Here is an 18,059-nt window from a genome sequence, read left to right as displayed (position 1 = left end):
TATAATTAATCAATCTTTCCATCTAACCAATGAATAATATTTAAAAGTAGCTGATAGTTTTCTTTTGCAATATCTAAGCTCATTCCAAAACGTCTTCTGTTTGGTCCTGCCAATTGAGCAGTGAACATAGCGGCTTCTCCCCACATAACAATTCTACCTTTTCCGAATTTCTTGTAAGCACCTTGTGACCATCCTTTAACAGGAGTTCTTGGTAGGTCTGTAAAAACCCATGCCGTGTCTGGCAAGATGTTCACATAATTTTCATCAAAGGTTAAAACAGAAGTAGCGTCTTTTGGAATTTTAAACCCTTGCCCGGTAAAAGAAACGATAGAACTTATTTTTTCAGAAGGAGTCTTACCCTTTGTAATGATAGACTCACCAAGTGTATTATCTTCTGTTTTAAAGAATGCAGTCCCTCTATTGCTTGAAGAATTAAAAACAAATCCGTTTGTAAATTCAAAACCAAAAACCGCAGCTAATTCTTCTGCTGCACCAGCCATAGGCATATGATCTGCAATTAAAAATAAGCTACCACCATTATTTACCCACTCTTTAATTGTTTTAATTTCTTCTTTAGTAAATGCTGAGGGTGTTGGAACATACCAGTTTCTAATATTTATCTCATTAAGAGCATTGGAAATAACCAGTATTTTCCCTTCTGATAACTTTTCTTTAGTAAAGATTCCTTCGTATCCTTTTATAACATAACCATCTCTACGGAGTAAATTGGCAAAGGCCCAATAATTGCCATCTTTAGTGTGAAAATTATGATGCCCTTCATCAATAAAAACAATAGAACCTTTATCTTTTTGATACATTGGGTTTTCAATAATAGGTACATAGGTTGTATCTGGAATCTGTTGTGTATAGCCACTTAGAGCAACTATCGTAAATAGAAAGAAGAAAATGGTTCTCATGTGATTGGTTTTAATTAGGGAATAAACTCTTATCTAATCCAGGAATTAGCGCTAACGCATTTTTATAATATACCTTTTTTAAGACGTTATCGGATAAATTAATGCCGTACATTGCCCAAAAAGCATGATATTTTTTATGATAAGGAAAGTATTCATCTGCGGTTTCTAACACTCTAAAATAAGTTGGAAATTCTTCAGGCTTCCAGCTGTCTTTACCAAATAAGATTCTATCTTGATATTTTTCAAAAAAAGTTTTTGCAAACCTTGGTTGACGTCCTAATTCGGCAATAATGGCCCCAATTCCAACATACATATTTGGTATTTCATCTAATAGTCGGCCTAACTTCCCAAGGTCATTGGCAAACCATCCCATATGCGCATTGATGAATTTTGTATTAGGGTGTTTTTTGAACATGTTATGTTGCTCTTCAATTAATTGTTCCCAGGGAGCTGGGTCATTGGCCCCTCTTTTTCGTCGAGGTCGCGTTTTAAGCTCTAACCAGCGCTCATTATCTGCATTAAAATCTTCCCAAAAAGACTTCGGGTCTGCAGTATGAATTAACACAGGAATACCTAACTCGCCACATTTTGCCCAAATTGGATCTAACCTTGGGTCATCTACGGCAATGCGTTTACCATTCGTGTCTTTATTTCGCATACCCAGACTTTTATACACTTTTAATCCTCTGGCGCCACTTTTAACATCTTCCTCTAATTGAGCAACCGCTTTTTTGGTCCAATCTGGTTTTCCAACGCCGTTAAAATTCACGTTTGCAAAAACGACAAACCTATTTGGATAATGGTCAGCAATATTCTTTACAGACTTTTTTAAATTATCACCTGAACGCCCACTAAGGTTTACCATTATAGCCATATTTAAAGTATCCATAGCGGTAATGACAGGTGTTAAGTTTTGCTCAGGCATTCTGTATTGATGCCCATGCACATCGATAAAAGGAAATTTTGCTTTTTTAACAATCCCACCGGGAACTACTAAGGTAGATTTCGGATTGTATTCTTCAAAAGTAAGGTCTTGAGCTGTTAGAAAGTTTAATGATAAAAAGATAATTACGAGTAAGCTTAAATTTTTGAGTTTCATTATAGAAATTTAATAAGCTATAAAGATATTAATCGCTAAAGAAGTAATGAAGATTTTAGCAAATGTTTAACAATAAAAAGATACATTACGGGAGTTAAGATTTGACTACATTTGCTCAATGCAATCTAACCAACCGAAACTAGAATTAGAATTCGTTACCCTAATGGCCTCATTAATGTCTATAGTGGCATTATCTATAGATGCATTGTTACCGGCATTACCAGAAATTGGATCTTATTTAAGTGTTGTAAATGCAAATAACAACCAGTTAATGATTACCATGATTTTTCTTGGCTTAGGTGTAGGGCAATTAATTTTTGGTCCATTATCTGATAGTTTTGGTAGAAAACCCATTGTCTATGCAGGTTTTGTGTTGTTCATTATTGCTAGCATAATATGTGTTACTACCAAAAACTTTGAGGTGATGATTTTTGGTAGGGTTTTACAAGGTGTTGGTTTATCTTCTCCGCGAACAATGGCAATTGCTATAATTAGAGATAAATATGCAGGTGATTATATGGCCAAAATTATTTCAATAGTTGTAATGGTGTTCATTCTAGTTCCGGTAATAGCACCGGCACTGGGACAATTTATTTTGAATTATTACAACTGGAAAGTCATTTTCTATATAAACTTAGCTTTTGGCTTATTGGTGGTGTTGTGGTTTTGGTTACGACAACCAGAGACTTTGAAACTTGAAAATAAAATACCTTTTTCTTGGTCGTTATTTGTAGACGGTACGAAAGAGTTTATAAAGTATAAAGAAGCGATTGCTTTTACTTTGGTTTCTGGTTTCATCACGGGGTCATTCATGGTGTACCTAAGTACTTCACAACAGATTTTCGAGCAGCAGTATAACATGGCAGACCTGTTTCCATATATTTTCGCGAGTTTAGCTATATCGGTTGGGCTTTCTACATTTTTAAACAGTCGACTCGTAGTGCGATATGGTATGTGGAGAATAGCCTATACAGCATGTGTGGCCTATGTTATTATTTCACTAGCTTATATAATACTATTTTGGTCAGGAAAAAACCCAAGTATAGAGATCTTACTAGGGTTTTTTGCTATTCAATTTTTTGCCATTGGATTTTTATTTGGTAATCTACGCGCATTAGCAATGAACCCGTTAGGGCATATAGCCGGAATTGGAGCAGCGATAAACGGATTTGTATCAACAGTTATGGCGGTTCCAATAGCCAATTATATAGGTGGTTTTGTAAATGATTCTGTATTACCCTTATTTATCGGGTTCTCTTTATTTGGTGTGCTATCGTTATTTTTATTCTTTTATGTTCAACGAAGAAGAGCAAAGGCTATTAAAGTTTAATAAAAATTATAATGCCTTATCCATTATATCTTGTACAACTTCTGGGTTTAGTAAAGTAGAAGTATCTCCTAGATTACTTGTGTCTTTTGATGCAATTTTTCTAAGAATACGACGCATTATCTTACCGCTACGTGTTTTTGGTAATCCATTAGTAAATTGAATTTTATCTAACTTGGCGATTGGTCCAATATGCTCAGTGATAATCTGGTTAATCTCTTTTCGTAAATTGTCCTGATCTCTACTTTCACCAGTTTCTTTTAAAATGACATAACCATATAATGCATTTCCTTTAATATCATGAGGAAACCCTACTATAGCAGATTCAGCCACTGCCGGATGTTCGTTTACAGCATCTTCTATTGGTGCTGTTCCTAAATTATGGCCAGAAACAATAATAACATCATCTACACGTCCAGTAATTCTATAGTAACCTACTTCATCACGTAAGGCACCATCTCCTGTAAAATATTTATTCGCAAAGGCAGAAAAATAAGTGTCTTTATAACGCTGATGATTTCCCCAAATAGTTCGAGCCATTGATGGCCATGGAAATTTTATGCATAAACGACCATCAACTTGGTTACCATGGATTTCTTTGCCATTTTCATCCATTAAAGCAGGTTGAATTCCTGGCATTGGTAATGTTGCATATGTGGGTTTTGTAGGAGTACTATATGGAATAGGAGAAACCATAATTCCACCTGTTTCAGTTTGCCACCAGGTATCAACGATCGGTGATTTTTTCTTACCAATATTATCGTTATACCAATGCCATGCTTCTTCATTAATTGGTTCACCAACTGTACCCAAAACTTTTAATGATGACAAATCATATTTTTCAACAAAACTTAAATTTTCTTTTGCTAATGCTCTTATAGCTGTAGGAGCAGTATAGAATTGATTAACCTTATGTTTTTCTACAATTTCCCAGAAACGTCCCCAATCCGGATAAGTAGGAACGCCTTCATACATTACTGTTGTGGCTCCATTTGCTAATGGCCCGTAAACAATATAACTATGTCCGGTAATCCACCCAATATCTGCCGTACACCAGTAGATATCATTTTCTCGATATTGAAATACATTTTTAAATGTATAAGCGGTATAAACCATATAGCCACCAGTGGTGTGCATCATACCTTTAGGCATACCGGTAGAACCCGATGTGTATAGAATGAATAATGGATCTTCAGCATCCATAATTTCAGGAGCACATTCAGAAGAGGCGTTATCTAATAATGGCTGTAACCATTGATCTCTCCCTTCCTTCATCGTTATATCACTATTTATTCGTTTGGTTACCAGAACAGATTTTACACCGGGGCAACTTTCTAACGCATCATCAACAATTCCTTTAAGATCAATTGTTTTTGTTCCTCTATAAGATCCGTCAGAGGTTAAAACCATTTTTGCGTCACAATCATTTATACGAGTTGCTAGAGCAGTGGAGGAGAATCCGGCGAAAACAACAGAATGAATTGCACCGATTCGTGCACATGCCAAAACAGAAATTGCGAGCTCAGGAATCATGGGTAAATAAATACATACACGATCTCCTTTCTGAATACCTTGTTCTTTTAAAACATTGGCAAACTTATTAACTCTTGTATGTAATTGTTTATAGGTAATATGTTCAGTAGTTTCATTCGGATCATTAGGCTCAAATAATATGGCTGTTTTATCTCCGCGAGTAACCAAATGTCGATCAATGCAGTTTTCGGTAATATTTAATTGAGCACCTTCAAACCATTTAACTTCGGGCTTTGTAAAGTCCCAACTTAATACACTATTCCATTTCTTACGCCATAAAAAATGTTCTTCGGCGATTTCTTCCCAAAAGACCTCAGGATTACGCACAGATTTTCTATAAACTTGATAGTATTCTTCTAAATGTTTGATGTGGTAGTTGCTCATGGTTGTTTTAATTCAATTTACCGCCTAAAAGTAGGGTTTCTGAATTCATTTTACAAGAAATGAAGTCAAATGAAGTGTCAATAACCATTAACAACTTAAAATAGACGTTAAAAAACAATTAATGCGTCATGGCGTCGCCAGCGCCTGAAGGTATTCTAATATCGTCTACAATTCTTTGCACACTTTCTGGTGGGGGTGGAGTAAATGACGAAATAAGTATAGAAACGATTAAGTTAATAATCATAGCTACAGTACCAAAACCTTCTGGAGAAATACCCAGCCACCAATCTTCTTTAGCACCACCACCAAACCAATCGAATTTAAACTTAAGCATGTAAAACAACATGAGTAAAATACCAACTACCATTCCAGCAATGGCTCCTTCTTTATTCATACGCTTGTAAAATATTCCTAAAATGATTGCAGGGAAGAAAGATGCAGCAGCTAAACCAAAGGCGAGTGCAACGGTGGCTGCTACGAAATCTGGAGGGTTTATACCAAAATATCCAGCAATTATAACTGCGACCACCGCTGATAATCTTGCGGCTACGAGCTCGCCCTTTTCAGTAATATTAGGCTTAATTATTTTTTTTATTAAATCATGTGATATAGATGATGAAATAACCAATAATAATCCTGCTGCCGTAGATAGTGCTGCAGCTAAACCTCCAGCTGCAACAAGTGCTATTACCCAATTTGGTAAACGTGCAATTTCAGGGTTTGCAAGTACCATTATATCTCTATCAACAGTTAATTCATTTTTAGTGGCATCGGCTACGTATTGAACTTTACCGTCCTTATTTTTATCGTCAAAGGTAATGAGACCTGTTGTTTCCCAATTATTAAACCAATCGGGTAACTCTTCTCTGTTTTTATCATTTACCGTTTCTATCATGTTCGTTCTAGCAAATACAGCTATGGCCGGAGCTGTGGTGTATAGAATTGCAATAAATAATAGTGCCCAACCAGCAGATTTACGAGCGTCACTTACTTTCTTAACTGTAAAAAAACGAACTATTACGTGTGGCAATCCAGCAGTACCTATCATTAATGCGGCTGTGATAAAAAAGACATCGATTTTTGATTTACTACCAGAGGTATACTCATGAAAACCAAGCTCTCTATGAAGCCCATCCAATTTATCTAAAAGATAAACACCATCATTTCCTGCACTTCCAAATCCTATTTGCGGTACCGGATTTCCGGTCATTTGAATAGAGATAAAAATGGCTGGTACCATAAAGGCAAAGATTAGAACGCAATATTGTGCAACTTGGGTATAAGTGATTCCTTTCATTCCGCCAAGTACAGCATAAAACAATACAATAAACATCCCAATAATCACTCCAGTATTGATAGGTACTTCTAAAAATCGAGAAAAGACCAACCCAACACCTCGCATTTGCCCGGCAACGTAAGTAAAAGAAACAAGCAATGCACAAAGAACGGCTACTACTCGAGCAATGTCAGAATAATAGCGGTCACCAATAAAATCAGGTACCGTGAATTTACCAAATTTTCGAAGATAAGGAGCTAAAAGTAAAGCAAGCAATACATATCCACCAGTCCAGCCCATTAAATATACCGAACCATCATATCCACTAAATGAAATAATCCCAGCCATAGATATAAACGAAGCTGCAGACATCCAGTCTGCTGCTGTAGCTAACCCATTTGCAACAGGGTGAACGCCCTTACCAGCTACATAGAATTCTCCGGTAGAACTTGCTCGAGACCAGATAGCAATACCTATATATAAGGCAAAAGTAATCCCAACAATAATCCATGTCCATAATTGTATACTCATAACTTATTCTTCTAAATTATACTTTTTATCGAGTTTGTTCATGAGTTTTATGTACACGAAAATGAGTATTACAAAAACATAGATTGAACCTTGCTGGGCAAACCAAAAACCAAGTTTAAATCCCCCAAACCTAATTGTATTAAGTTCTTCTACTAATAAAATCCCAAAGACATAAGAAACCAAAAACCAAATTGATAAAAGTATGAAGAGGTACTTTATGTTTTCTTTCCAATATTTTTTTTGAGATTCTGTACTCATTGTCATAGAGATTGGTTGCCACAAGATAAAATTAATTTTTCTATTTTAGAGCTCAAACCAAAATATGCATGATTGAATTTTCTGAGCTTCTTAATGTATTAGTATTGAATTGGGAAGTTGTTGTATTATTTTTTCTTGTTGCTGTGTTATATTCTTCTGTTGGTTTTGGAGGAGGCTCTAGTTATTTAGCAATTTTAGCCTTAACCGGATTAACTTATATACAATTTAGAGCAATCGCATTGCTTTGCAATATTGTTGTAGTCTCTGGAGGCACTTATATTTTTGCCAAGAACGGACATTATAATTGGAAAAAGGTGTTGCCTTTGGTGCTATTAAGCGTTCCATTGGCCTTTATAGGAGGTTATTCAAAAATTAGCCAAACCTCTTTCTTTATCCTTTTAGGAGTTATATTAATTCTAGCTGCAATTTTAATGTGGATTTCTAAATATATTGTTAGTAAAGCTAAAGAAAGTACAACAGTTAAATCTAAGGTTATCGATGGAACTATTGGTGGCGGAATCGGATTTCTTGCCGGAATGGTTGGTATAGGAGGCGGTATTTTCTTAGCCCCTTTTTTGCATTTAACAAATTGGGATACTCCAAAACGCATCGCTGCAACGGCAAGCTTTTTTATATTGGTGAATTCAATAGCCGGCTTATTAGGACAGATACAAAATCCTGATTTTTACTTTGAGCCAAATATTGCTTTTTTGTTAATGGTGGTTGTGTTTTTTGGCGGCCAAATAGGATCACGACTGAGTGCAACAAGAATTTCTCCTTATATCTTAAAAAGAACAACCGCGCTGTTAATTGCTTTTGTAGGAATTCGACTTCTATTAAAGTATTTGTAATTTTTTTGATCTTTTATATACCAATTGGTATATTTTTATATATTTGTAATATGATATTGACAAAAGCTGAAAAAACAAGCCAGTTTATAATAGAAAAGACCGCACCTATCTTTAATAGAAATGGATATACAGGTACGAGTTTATCTGATATAACTGAGGCTACTGGTTTGACTAAGGGGGCTATTTACGGCAACTTTAAGAACAAGGAAGAACTTGCAGTAGAGGCGTTTAATTTCACTGTGAAATATCAAATGGACGAAATAAGAGCGATTATTCAAACTATTGAGTCTCCATTAGCAAAGCTATTCGCAATTACTAACTTCCATAGAAGCTACTATTCGAAATTATTAGAATATGGAGGTTGTCCTATTGTTAATATTGGTGTTGACGCTAATCATACAAATCCGGCATTGTTTCATCGAGTGAAATATGTTATCGACAAAATGCAGGGGAGCCTTACTTCGATTATTGAAGATGGTATTTTTAAGAATGAAATTAGAGATGATATTAATGCGATGAAATATGGTGTTCGTATTTACTCACTGATTCAAGGTGCTGTATTTACGTCTATGGTATCTAAAGACGAGGAATGTTTGATCGATATGATGAATCATGTTGATAAAATGATACAAACAGAGTTGAAGAAATAATATTTTTTTGGTTAAAAATATACCAATTGGTATAAAATATGAACTATGAACTTACAATTGCAATTATTGCGCTCTTATTTTAAAGTTTCTTCTTCGGTTATGCCGAAGTTAAGTGCTTTACAAGCTTTTAAACTTTTTCAGCGAGTAAGAAAAAAGACGGTTAGAAAAAGAGAAGAAGAGTTTTATAATCAGGCAAAGCATTTTAAAATCCCTTCGAGTAAAGAAGATATTCATTGTTATCAGCTTGGAGCGTCTGATGGTAAATTGATTTTTTTGGTTCACGGATGGGAATCTAACGCCGGCAGCATGTCTCGATTTGCTTTTGACCTTGTGGCTAAAGGATATCGCGTAATAAGCTTCGACCTGCCTGGGCATGCCAGAACTAAATCTAAATACACCAATTTATATGAGTGTAAAGAAGCATTTAAAAATGTTCTGGAATTTATTAACCCAATCGAACCGTTCACAGTGGTATCGCATTCATTTGGATCGGCAGTATCTACATATACGTTGTCGCAACTGGATTATGAAGTTGATAAATTTATTTTTTTAACATCACCAAATTCATTGTTTGAAGTTTTTAATGATTTTAAAAAAATTATTGGCCTTACAGATAAATCATTTGCATATGTGCTTAGAAAAGCCAAATTATTATTGAATGAAGATATTCAAGAAGTAAACGTAGATGAAAAACTCCAAAAGATATCGTATTCAAAATTATTGCTGGTGCATGATAAATTTGATAAGATTATCTCTATAAAAAATTCGGAGAAAATACAGCAAAAGAATACTGAAAAAGCAGAGTTAAAAGTTTATAATAAAATAGGACATTATAGGATGCTATGGAATGATACCGTGTTAAATGATACGTTAACATTTATAACTACCTAAACAAAAAAAGCCATTGTTGCATAAATTTCGAGCAGAAGTTTATTCATTAATTAAGAGTTAACAACATGAAAATTAACAATGGCTTTTTATTTTAATTTTCCTTTATACAAACCTTTAATGATTCCATCAGCCAAGCCAATTTTAGGTACATATATTTTTCTGGCACCACTCCATTTCATAGCCGATAGGTAAATTTTAGTAGCCGGTATAATTACATCAGCTCTATCTGGATTTAAACTCAATTCAGAAATACGGTCTTTATAGCTCATATTTTTTAAGAACTGGTATTGTGCATTTAAAAATATATAAGACAATGGCTTGCCAGGCATTCTGCCAGACATTTTAAAGAGCTTATTGATATTTCCACCAGAACCAATCAAAGCTAGCCTTTTTAAACCACTAGCATTCCCTTTGATCCATTTTTCAACTTCTTTAAAAATAACTTTGTTTTCAGCCTTAGTGTTGTTAATCAAACGAACTGTTCCCATTTTAAAAGACTTAGAATTAATAATCTTTCCTTTTGAAAAAATGGTAAACTCTGTACTTCCACCACCAACATCTACATAGAGGTAAGAGTCATCTGAACTAATCAATTCATCAAGGTCTGTTGATGAAATAATAGCAGCTTCTTTTTTACCATCTATGATCTCGATTTTTATAGCTGTCTTTTTAAAAATCTCATCAACAACATTTTTACCATTACTAGCCTCTCGCATCGCAGAGGTAGCACAGGCCTTGAATTTTTCAACGCCATGTACTTTCATTAATAATTTAAAAGCATTCATGGCATTGATCATACGTGTTGTGTTTTCTTCGCTAATAGTACCTTTTACAAAGGCATCAGCCCCTAAGCGTATGGGCACACGAACTAATGATGATTTTTTAAATTGAGGCTCTTTGTTTTTTTGGATTATAATGTTTGCTACTAATAGGCGAATCGCATTGGAGCCAATATCTATCGCGGCATATTTTTTTATTTCTAGCATCTAAGACATTTTTGGTGGTTTGTGATGCTTTGGGAATTCAATAATGAAAGTTTCACCTTTTTTAAAGTTTTTCCAATGTTTGATATCAAATTTAATACCTATAACACCACAAGTAGGAACATGCCCTATATATTTATCACCAAATTTATTTACAAAAGTACTAATGCCATGATCATGACTAAAAATAATGGCCGAATTGAATCCATCATCCAAAGCTTTAACCGCTTTAATAAGATAGCCATCACTAAAACTATATAAGGCCTTGCTTATTTTTAAATTGGCTAATGGGTAATTAAAAGTATAACTAAAGATCATTGCTGTGTGCAATGCTCTGTTTGCGCAACTAGACATAAAAACATCGGGTGTTTCTATCTTTTTTTCAAGCACATTAGATACTAAATAGGCATCATTGATACCTCTCTTTTTTAGAGGACGATCAATATCGCTTACGCCTTGATATTCCCATGAAGACTTAGCATGACGGACAATATAAAGTGTTTTCATTTTTTGTTAGCGAAGTAGTTTGTTAGGTTCTACAGTTCAAATATAATTGTTTCTTGTTTATGGTGCTAATCGTTCTTTTTTCCAATCAAAATTTTCTTGTAAAGAATAACGGATCCGATCATGCATTCTATTGGCGCGCCCTTGCCAAAATTCTATTGATGCAGGCTTTATTAGATAACCACCCCAGTGTTTCGGACGAGGAATTTCTTGTTCTCTAAACATTTCTTCACATTTCTTTAATGCATTATCTAGTTCTTCTCTAGATGTTACTATATCACTTTGGTTTGAAGCCCAAGCACCTAATTTACTTCCATCCGGGCGAGATTCAAAGTACCCATCGGATAAGTTTTCGGCTAATAATTCAGCGTTTCCTTTAATAATGATTTGACGCTCTAATGCTGGCCAAAAAAAAGACAAACACACCTTTTCATTTTTAGCAATTGCTTTTCCTTTTTCAGAATTGTAATTTGTATAAAAAATAAACCCTTCGTACGTAAACTTTTTTAATAAAACCATTCTATTTTTTGGATATCCATCTAATCCAATGGTAGCCACATTCATAGCGTTAGCTTCATGAACGTTTTCAGATTCATCTGCTACTAAAAACCAATTTCTGAATAGTTCAATAGGATTCTCGGGAGTGTTTTGCTCTAGCAAAGCATCCTTTTCATATGACTGTCTGTAATTGCTAAGGTCTTTTTCCATTATTGTAAAGCTACAGTTTCATCTGATGATTTTCGGGCTAATAATAGTCCTACAAAGGTAATTAATCCATTAACCCCTAAAAGTTCAAATCCAAAAACATATCCTCCGAACCATTGTTGAGAATATTTATTTAAAATATAACTCAAAGCAACGGAAAGAATAGCGATAATCCAGGCATACTGATCCTTAATTTGATATTTAGTAAAAATACCAAAGGCAAAAAGCCCTAATAAGGGGCCGTAGGTATATGATGCCACTTGTAATAAACTACTTATCACATTATCTTCAAGTACATATTTGAATATAATGATAACCACAACGAGTAAAATACTCATACCAATATGTACTTTTTTTCTTATCGCTTTTTGTTGTATTTGCTTCTTTTTTTCAAAATCTAAAAAGTCGATACAAAAAGAGGTGGTTAAAGAGGTTAATGCACTATCTGCACTGCTGTAAGCAGCAGCGATTAGTCCAAGAATAAACACAATTCCTATTCCTAAGCCTAAACCACCATTTAATGCTACTTCAGGAAATAAGAGATCTGTTTTAACACTACCATCTACAATAGGTATATTAATTCCGAACTTATTAGAATAAATAAATAATAACGCACCTAATAACATAAATACAAAAGTTACCAGACCTAATACGATGCTAAACGAGATCATATTCTTTTGGGCATCTTTAAGGTTTTTACAAGTTAGGTTTTTTTGCATCATATCTTGATCTAGACCGGTCATACATATGGTAACAAACATTCCGCCAATAAACGATTTTATGAAGTGATTTTTAGCAAGTATGTCATCAAAAAAGAAAGTTTTACTATAACTTTTTAATTCATCTGAAGCTAAGAATTCACCAAAAGACCAATCTAATTTTGAATTGATAAAATAAATTGCGGCAACGCAAGCTAAGATCATGAATAATGTTTGCAGTGTATCCGTCCAAACAATCGTTTTAATACCAGCTCTGTATGTATATACCCAAATTAAAAGAATAGATAATATCACGGTGATTTCAAAAGGTACCCCCCAGCTATCAAAAATCAAATATTGAAGTACAGAAGCAACCAAAAATAATCTAAAGGAAGCCCCTAGCACTCTTGAAATGAAGAAAAATGTGGCTCCGGTTTTATAACTTACAATACCAAAGCGTTGTTCTAAATATTGGTAGATAGAAGTTACATTTAGTCGATAGTACACTGGCATTAATACGAAAGCTACAATAAAATAACCAACCACATATCCCATTACTATTTGCATATAGTTGAATTGTGTATCGCCAACCCAACCTGGAACAGAGATAAACGTAACTCCAGAAAGCGAAGCTCCTACCATACCAAAAGCAACAATGTACCAGGGCGATTTACGCTCTGCTTTAAAAAACACTTCGTTACTATCGTCTTTACTCGTAAAATAGGAGATTAAAATTAAAACTGCGAAATAACCTGCAATGAGCAATAATATGTGAACTGGTTGCATTATTTTGTAGATGTTAGTTGTGCTAAGATAGCTTATTTCGTCTATTGGTAAAAGAAGAAAGAATAAATACTATTTTGCTATCTTTTATCTCATGTCTTTGATCTTTTTTCTTCTTTAAATTGTACATTTGCGGTTATGGATTTTTCTTCAAAATTGCTCGAAAATGCGGTAAACGAAGTGTCACAATTACCAGGTATTGGTAAACGTACGGCACTACGCTTGGTACTTCATTTATTGAAACAGCCAAAGGAGCAAACCAGCTATTTGACCAAAGCTCTAGAGCAATTTAGAAATGATGTTAAGCATTGTAAAAGGTGTCATAATATTTCTGATGTGGATGTATGTGAAATCTGTTCGAATAAGAGCAGGAATGATGAGCTTATCTGTGTAGTTGAAGATATTAGAGATGTAATGGCCATAGAAAGCACTGCGCAATTTAGAGGGATGTATCATGTGCTGGGAGGAAAGATCTCACCCATCGAGGGTGTCGGTCCACAAAATTTAACGATTGAATCTCTGGTAAATAAGGTGGCGAGTGGAGCTGTTAAGGAAATTATTTTTGCGTTAAGTACAACTATGGAAGGTGATACCACAAATTTCTATATCTATCGACAAATTGAAAAATACGATGTAAAAGTATCTACAATTGCACGAGGAATTTCTGTAGGCGATGAATTAGAATATGCAGATGAAGTAACTCTTGGGCGTAGTATTCTGAATAGGATACCTTTCGAAAACAGCCTGAAAGCTTAAATGTTAGTTTTCTTGATCCCAATTTTTACGTGCTCGAAGTCGCTTATATAATTTAATTCCCAACATCAGCAGTATAGAAATCAGTACCAAACCAACCACTCCATAAATCCAGTTTACAGCATTTTTAAGAGTAACTAGAAAAATAATAGAGAATAGAATAATGGTAGCTACTTCATTCCAAATTCTAAGCTTATTAGAAGAATATTTTACAATATCTTTTTGAAGCTCACTAAAGATTCTATGACAAAATAAATGGTAAATATACAGCAGCCCAACAAAGCCTAATTTTAAATGCATCCAAGGCATTTCAAGATATACAGGGTTTTGATATAGCATCCAAAAGGCGAATATACTGGCAAGTATTGCAGAAGGCCAGGTTATTATAAACCAAAGACGCTTACTCATTAATTTATATTGCTTTTGTAAGATACTTTTATCTGGCTCTGGCTTTTCTTCGGCTTCAGCATGATAGATGAATAATCGCACAATATAAAACAGACCAGCAAACCATGTAATTACAAAAATAATATGAAGCGCTTTAATATTTAGAAAATCCAAAAAGTAGTTATTTAGTAATAGCAAAAATAGCAGATTAACAGTTTTGTAACATAAAATTTCATTTATTTTTTATTATTTCGTTTGAAGAAGTCAATCATGAAATTACCAATTACACTAATATCGGGTTTTGTAATTTTTAACCTATTTGTTGGAAGGCTTTTTCAAGAAAGCTTAAGTGTGGTTTGTTTTTCTGAGTTGAGCGTTATTGCATTAACTAGTTTTGTGTTTTGGAGCGTGTCAGCTAAATCTGTAAAGAAAACTTCTAAGCGATATGATTTCTTTAAAAATCCGAGGCATCTTTTAGTGCACGGTGGTATTGGTATTTCTTCAAGCATTATTAACATTTTAATTAGCCAGGCATTTATTATTCTACTAATGGTATATGTATATAAATGTACCTCACCCGGGTTTAGTTTAATTAATGCCAGTTTAACAAATAATATAGCTGTAAACCTATTGTGTTATTTCTCATTGGTATTTTATTATTTATATATTGATAATAGGGCCGCTCAGGTGCATAATATCTCACCCATTGAGGCCGAAGAAAATGAGTACACTGGATTACTGTCTTTATCTTTAGGGAATGTAACTAAAGTTGTACATGTAGATAAGATTAAATTTATTGAGGCTTCAAATAATTGTATAGTTATAAATACGGATGTTGGTAAGTTTGTGAAGTATCAGAGCTTAAAATCTTTTTTAAGTGAGAACCATGTAAATACCATTCAACGTGTGCATCGATCGTATGCCGTTAATATCAATAAGATTAACTCCGTTAAAAAAAATAAAAATGGAGATGGAGTTATAACTTTAGAGAATAACGAAACAGTTAAGTTAAGCCGTAATTATAAATTAGGGTTACTTACCTAACTTCTGAGAATAAACTATAGATGACCGCATAATTAGACGTTTACATCGTTTTGGAAATGACTAATAATACTTTACTTCGATTAGATTGAAATTAAACTTTTGATTTCACCCTTCTTTGTCCTCGTCTTACCATATATATTTTTTTTAGTTGAAGTCTTTGCGCGAGGTTTGACAAAAAAAGGTAATGCAAAAAATATTCTTACTAGTAAGTTTTATATGCTCCATTTCAACCTTTGGTCAAAGCCCTGAGAGAATTATAGTGACCAAAGCTATTGGAGAAATTAATTTAGATGGAATTTTAAATGACGAGGTTTGGAAGCAGGCAAAAGAATTTTCGTTTTTAGAACAAAGTCCTAACTGGGGACAAAGAGATTCACTCACCTCTATGAAAATGGTTTTCGATGATAGGTATTTATACCTTGCCTTAAAGGCTTATGAACCTTTTCCAGAGAAAATAATTGATAGAAATTTAATAAGAGATGGTTGGTATGGAGATGATTTTTTTGCTTTTGGCATCGATCCGAACCAAACTAAAAAGAATTCTTTTATTTTCAGTATTTACCCTTCAGGAAGTCGTTACGATATGGCGGTATCTAATAATGCGATACCTTTAGGTAACTCAACGTTCAATCCTTCATACGATATGATCTGGGAAGGCAAAACACACAAGAATGATAAAGGCTGGACAGCAGAATATAAAATTGCTATTTCAAACTTAAGATTTATAGAAAAAAATGGAGCGGTAACTGCAGGAATTTCGGTAATTCGAACACAAAGACACCTTAATAAAACGGTTAGAATTACACCACTTCCTCCGCAAAATATCCCCAATGGAACAGAAACTCCTTCACTATATCAGCCAATCGTTCTAGAAGGCTTAAAACCTCGAAAGCAATTACAGGTTACACCCTACGCTTTGGGGATGCTCTCATCTGAAAATAGTTTACATAATGATGGTTATGTTAGAGACGATAATGAAAGTTTTGATTTTGGTCTTGATGTGCGCTATGGAATTTCGCCAAAGTTAACTTTAGACGCAACCATTAATACTGATTTTGCACAAGTAGAAATTGACGATCAGATTGTAAACCTCAGTAGAGGGTCTATTTTCTTACCAGAGAAGAGAAAGTTTTTTCAAGAGCAGGCTGGATTATTTGATTTTAATACAGGAATTTTTTCGCAACTTTTCTATAGTAGAAGTATTGGTATTAAAGATGGGCAAATAATTCCCATTTTAGGAGGATTACGATTAACAGGAGAGATCGGCACCATGGATGTTGGTTTGCTTTCTATGCAATCAGACAGCGAAACTTTAAATGATGGCAGTAAATTGGCCTCTGAAAATTTTTCAGTATTGCGCTTACGAAAGAAAGTGTTTAACAATCGTTCATTCATCGGTTTTATGGCTACCAATACATATAGAAAAGATTATTTCAATACAGCATTGGGTGTAGATGGCGTATTTAGTCTGGCAAATCAGAAATTTATAATTACTTCTTTAGCCACCAGTGTAAATGATGATTTTGGGTCGTTTAATTTTATAGACAATTCTCGTTTCGCCTTATTATTTGAAAAACGAAAAGATGATGGCTTCTTTTACAAGGCTGCATATGAATATTCTGCTGAAAATTTTAACCCTCAAATGGCCTCTTTACTTAGAGAAAAGCATCATAATTTTTTCACTTTGCTAAGCCATGGAAAATATAATAATACAAAAGAAGATGGTTTGTTTAGATACAAACGCTGGAATTTTATAGATTCAGATTTTTATTTTACAACTGATATGTCTCGTTTAGTTTCATGGTATGGTAATCCTTCATGGACTGGATCTTTCTTTTCTGGAGATAGAATAACATTAAGATTAAAAGGGCAATATGAATCTTTAACTGAACCACTTTCGTTTACAGATAAAATTACGATTCCTGCCGATACGTACTTTAATAGTGGTTTTGCCATATCTTACAGTCAAGGTACTCAACGTGCTTTTAGAGCTCCAATGAGCTTGGAATATGGTGGTTTTTTTGACGGAACGAACCTTCAATTTCGCATTTCACCCGAAATCACTCTTAATAGGTATTTGAATGTTTCGACATCATGGCGTACTAACTATCTTGATTTTAAGAATAGAAATATTAACGAGTGGATCAATATTGTACAGGCTAAATTGAATTTCGCATACAACCTTCACCTATCTGGGAGCATTATAGGACAATATAATTCTATTCGCGATCAAATTTTTATGAATGCAAGATTACGTTACAATTTTAAGGATGGACATGACATTTATTTGGTTTATAACCAAGATTATAACACAGAAAGGGATTTGATTCGACCACAATTACCCACATTTAACGATAGAATCTTCACCATTAAATACCTATATACGTTCTTTAAATAATATTAATGGCTTTCTTCAATCAAGTACCATCTTTATTAAGAAAGAGAGTGTTTGTAATATGGTAATTCTCTAGTTTTAGTTATAAAA

Annotated in this window: 17 protein-coding genes; 7 read left to right on the top strand and 10 right to left on the bottom strand. The window is 34.1% G+C overall.

Going from position 1 to position 18,059, the window contains the following annotated elements; translation table 11 throughout:
* Positions 1-5 precede the first annotated feature (5 nt).
* Both AC1EUU_RS07755 and AC1EUU_RS07750 read right to left on the bottom strand, forming a co-directional pair.
* Positions 6-917, bottom strand: coding sequence for a hypothetical protein (locus AC1EUU_RS07755; protein ID WP_480200845.1), 912 nt, complete (start codon positions 915-917; stop codon positions 6-8).
* Positions 918-927: 10 nt separating this feature from the next.
* Positions 928-2,016, bottom strand: coding sequence for an amidohydrolase family protein (locus AC1EUU_RS07750; RefSeq protein ID WP_480200844.1), 1,089 nt, complete (start codon positions 2,014-2,016; stop codon positions 928-930).
* A gap of 118 nt (positions 2,017-2,134) precedes the next feature.
* Between AC1EUU_RS07750 and AC1EUU_RS07745 the strand changes: the two genes are divergently transcribed.
* Positions 2,135-3,346 (top strand): multidrug effflux MFS transporter, encoded by a 1,212-nt coding sequence (locus AC1EUU_RS07745; protein WP_480200843.1) that lies wholly within the window; start codon positions 2,135-2,137, stop codon positions 3,344-3,346.
* Between the two features lie 6 nt (positions 3,347-3,352).
* On the opposite strand, the gene acs is transcribed toward AC1EUU_RS07745, so the two are convergent.
* From acs to AC1EUU_RS07730, 3 genes are all read right to left on the bottom strand, one after another.
* Complete coding sequence (gene acs, locus AC1EUU_RS07740) at positions 3,353-5,260, bottom strand: acetate--CoA ligase (protein WP_480200842.1); 1,908 nt, start codon at positions 5,258-5,260, stop codon at positions 3,353-3,355.
* A 118-nt stretch (positions 5,261-5,378) separates the two neighbouring features.
* The gene (locus tag AC1EUU_RS07735) at positions 5,379-7,067 is read right to left on the bottom strand and encodes a sodium:solute symporter family protein (protein ID WP_480200841.1); all 1,689 of its coding nucleotides are present in this window, start codon (positions 7,065-7,067) and stop codon (positions 5,379-5,381) included.
* Between the two features lie 3 nt (positions 7,068-7,070).
* Positions 7,071-7,325: a DUF4212 domain-containing protein gene (locus tag AC1EUU_RS07730; RefSeq protein WP_480200840.1), complete on the bottom strand. Its 255-nt coding sequence runs from the start codon at positions 7,323-7,325 to the stop codon at positions 7,071-7,073.
* 68 nt (positions 7,326-7,393) lie between these two features.
* On the opposite strand from AC1EUU_RS07730, the gene AC1EUU_RS07725 reads away from it, so the two are divergent.
* Genes AC1EUU_RS07725 through AC1EUU_RS07715 form a run of 3 tightly spaced genes read left to right on the top strand, consistent with a single transcriptional unit; the run spans position 7,394 to position 9,717 of the window.
* Positions 7,394-8,176, top strand: a complete 783-nt coding sequence (locus AC1EUU_RS07725; protein ID WP_480200839.1) for a sulfite exporter TauE/SafE family protein — start codon at positions 7,394-7,396, stop codon at positions 8,174-8,176.
* 50 nt (positions 8,177-8,226) lie between these two features.
* On the top strand, positions 8,227-8,826 hold the full coding sequence (locus AC1EUU_RS07720; protein WP_480200838.1) for a TetR/AcrR family transcriptional regulator: 600 nt from the start codon (positions 8,227-8,229) through the stop codon (positions 8,824-8,826).
* A 45-nt stretch (positions 8,827-8,871) separates the two neighbouring features.
* Positions 8,872-9,717: an alpha/beta hydrolase gene (locus tag AC1EUU_RS07715; RefSeq protein ID WP_480200837.1), complete on the top strand. Its 846-nt coding sequence runs from the start codon at positions 8,872-8,874 to the stop codon at positions 9,715-9,717.
* An 86-nt stretch (positions 9,718-9,803) separates the two neighbouring features.
* Here the strand turns inward: AC1EUU_RS07715 and AC1EUU_RS07710 are convergent, their stop codons facing one another.
* The 4 genes from AC1EUU_RS07710 to AC1EUU_RS07695 are packed head-to-tail and all read right to left on the bottom strand — an operon-like array spanning position 9,804 to position 13,393.
* On the bottom strand, positions 9,804-10,703 hold the full coding sequence (locus AC1EUU_RS07710; RefSeq protein WP_480200836.1) for a Ppx/GppA phosphatase family protein: 900 nt from the start codon (positions 10,701-10,703) through the stop codon (positions 9,804-9,806).
* On the bottom strand, positions 10,704-11,207 hold the full coding sequence (locus AC1EUU_RS07705) for a SixA phosphatase family protein (protein ID WP_480200835.1): 504 nt from the start codon (positions 11,205-11,207) through the stop codon (positions 10,704-10,706). It lies immediately after the preceding gene.
* Between the two features lie 57 nt (positions 11,208-11,264).
* Entirely contained in the window at positions 11,265-11,912 is a 648-nt protein-coding gene (gene pdxH / locus AC1EUU_RS07700; protein WP_480200834.1) for a pyridoxamine 5'-phosphate oxidase, read from the bottom strand.
* Complete coding sequence (locus AC1EUU_RS07695; protein ID WP_480200833.1) at positions 11,912-13,393, bottom strand: sodium:solute symporter; 1,482 nt, start codon at positions 13,391-13,393, stop codon at positions 11,912-11,914. Before AC1EUU_RS07695 ends, pdxH begins: the two co-directional genes overlap by 1 nt.
* A gap of 135 nt (positions 13,394-13,528) precedes the next feature.
* Here AC1EUU_RS07695 and recR point away from each other — a divergent pair, with 135 nt between their 5' ends.
* Positions 13,529-14,146 carry a recombination mediator RecR gene (gene recR / locus AC1EUU_RS07690; protein ID WP_480200832.1) on the top strand — a complete coding sequence of 206 codons (618 nt, stop codon included), beginning with the start codon at positions 13,529-13,531 and terminating at the stop codon, positions 14,144-14,146.
* Positions 14,147-14,149: 3 nt separating this feature from the next.
* Here recR and AC1EUU_RS07685 read toward each other — a convergent pair whose 3' ends face one another.
* Positions 14,150-14,704, bottom strand: a complete 555-nt coding sequence (locus AC1EUU_RS07685; RefSeq protein ID WP_480200831.1) for a CopD family protein — start codon at positions 14,702-14,704, stop codon at positions 14,150-14,152.
* Positions 14,705-14,800: 96 nt separating this feature from the next.
* Between AC1EUU_RS07685 and AC1EUU_RS07680 the strand changes: the two genes are divergently transcribed.
* Together AC1EUU_RS07680 and AC1EUU_RS07675 are read left to right on the top strand one after the other, a co-directional pair.
* Positions 14,801-15,574 carry a LytR/AlgR family response regulator transcription factor gene (locus AC1EUU_RS07680; RefSeq protein ID WP_480200830.1) on the top strand — a complete coding sequence of 258 codons (774 nt, stop codon included), beginning with the start codon at positions 14,801-14,803 and terminating at the stop codon, positions 15,572-15,574.
* Between the two features lie 184 nt (positions 15,575-15,758).
* On the top strand, positions 15,759-17,972 hold the full coding sequence (locus AC1EUU_RS07675) for a DUF5916 domain-containing protein (RefSeq protein WP_480200829.1): 2,214 nt from the start codon (positions 15,759-15,761) through the stop codon (positions 17,970-17,972).
* The last annotated feature ends 87 nt before the right edge of the window (positions 17,973-18,059 follow it).

Source organism: Maritimimonas sp. 2205BS37-2, from assembly GCF_056591755.1.
This window is presented reverse-complemented; position numbering and strand designations above follow the sequence as displayed.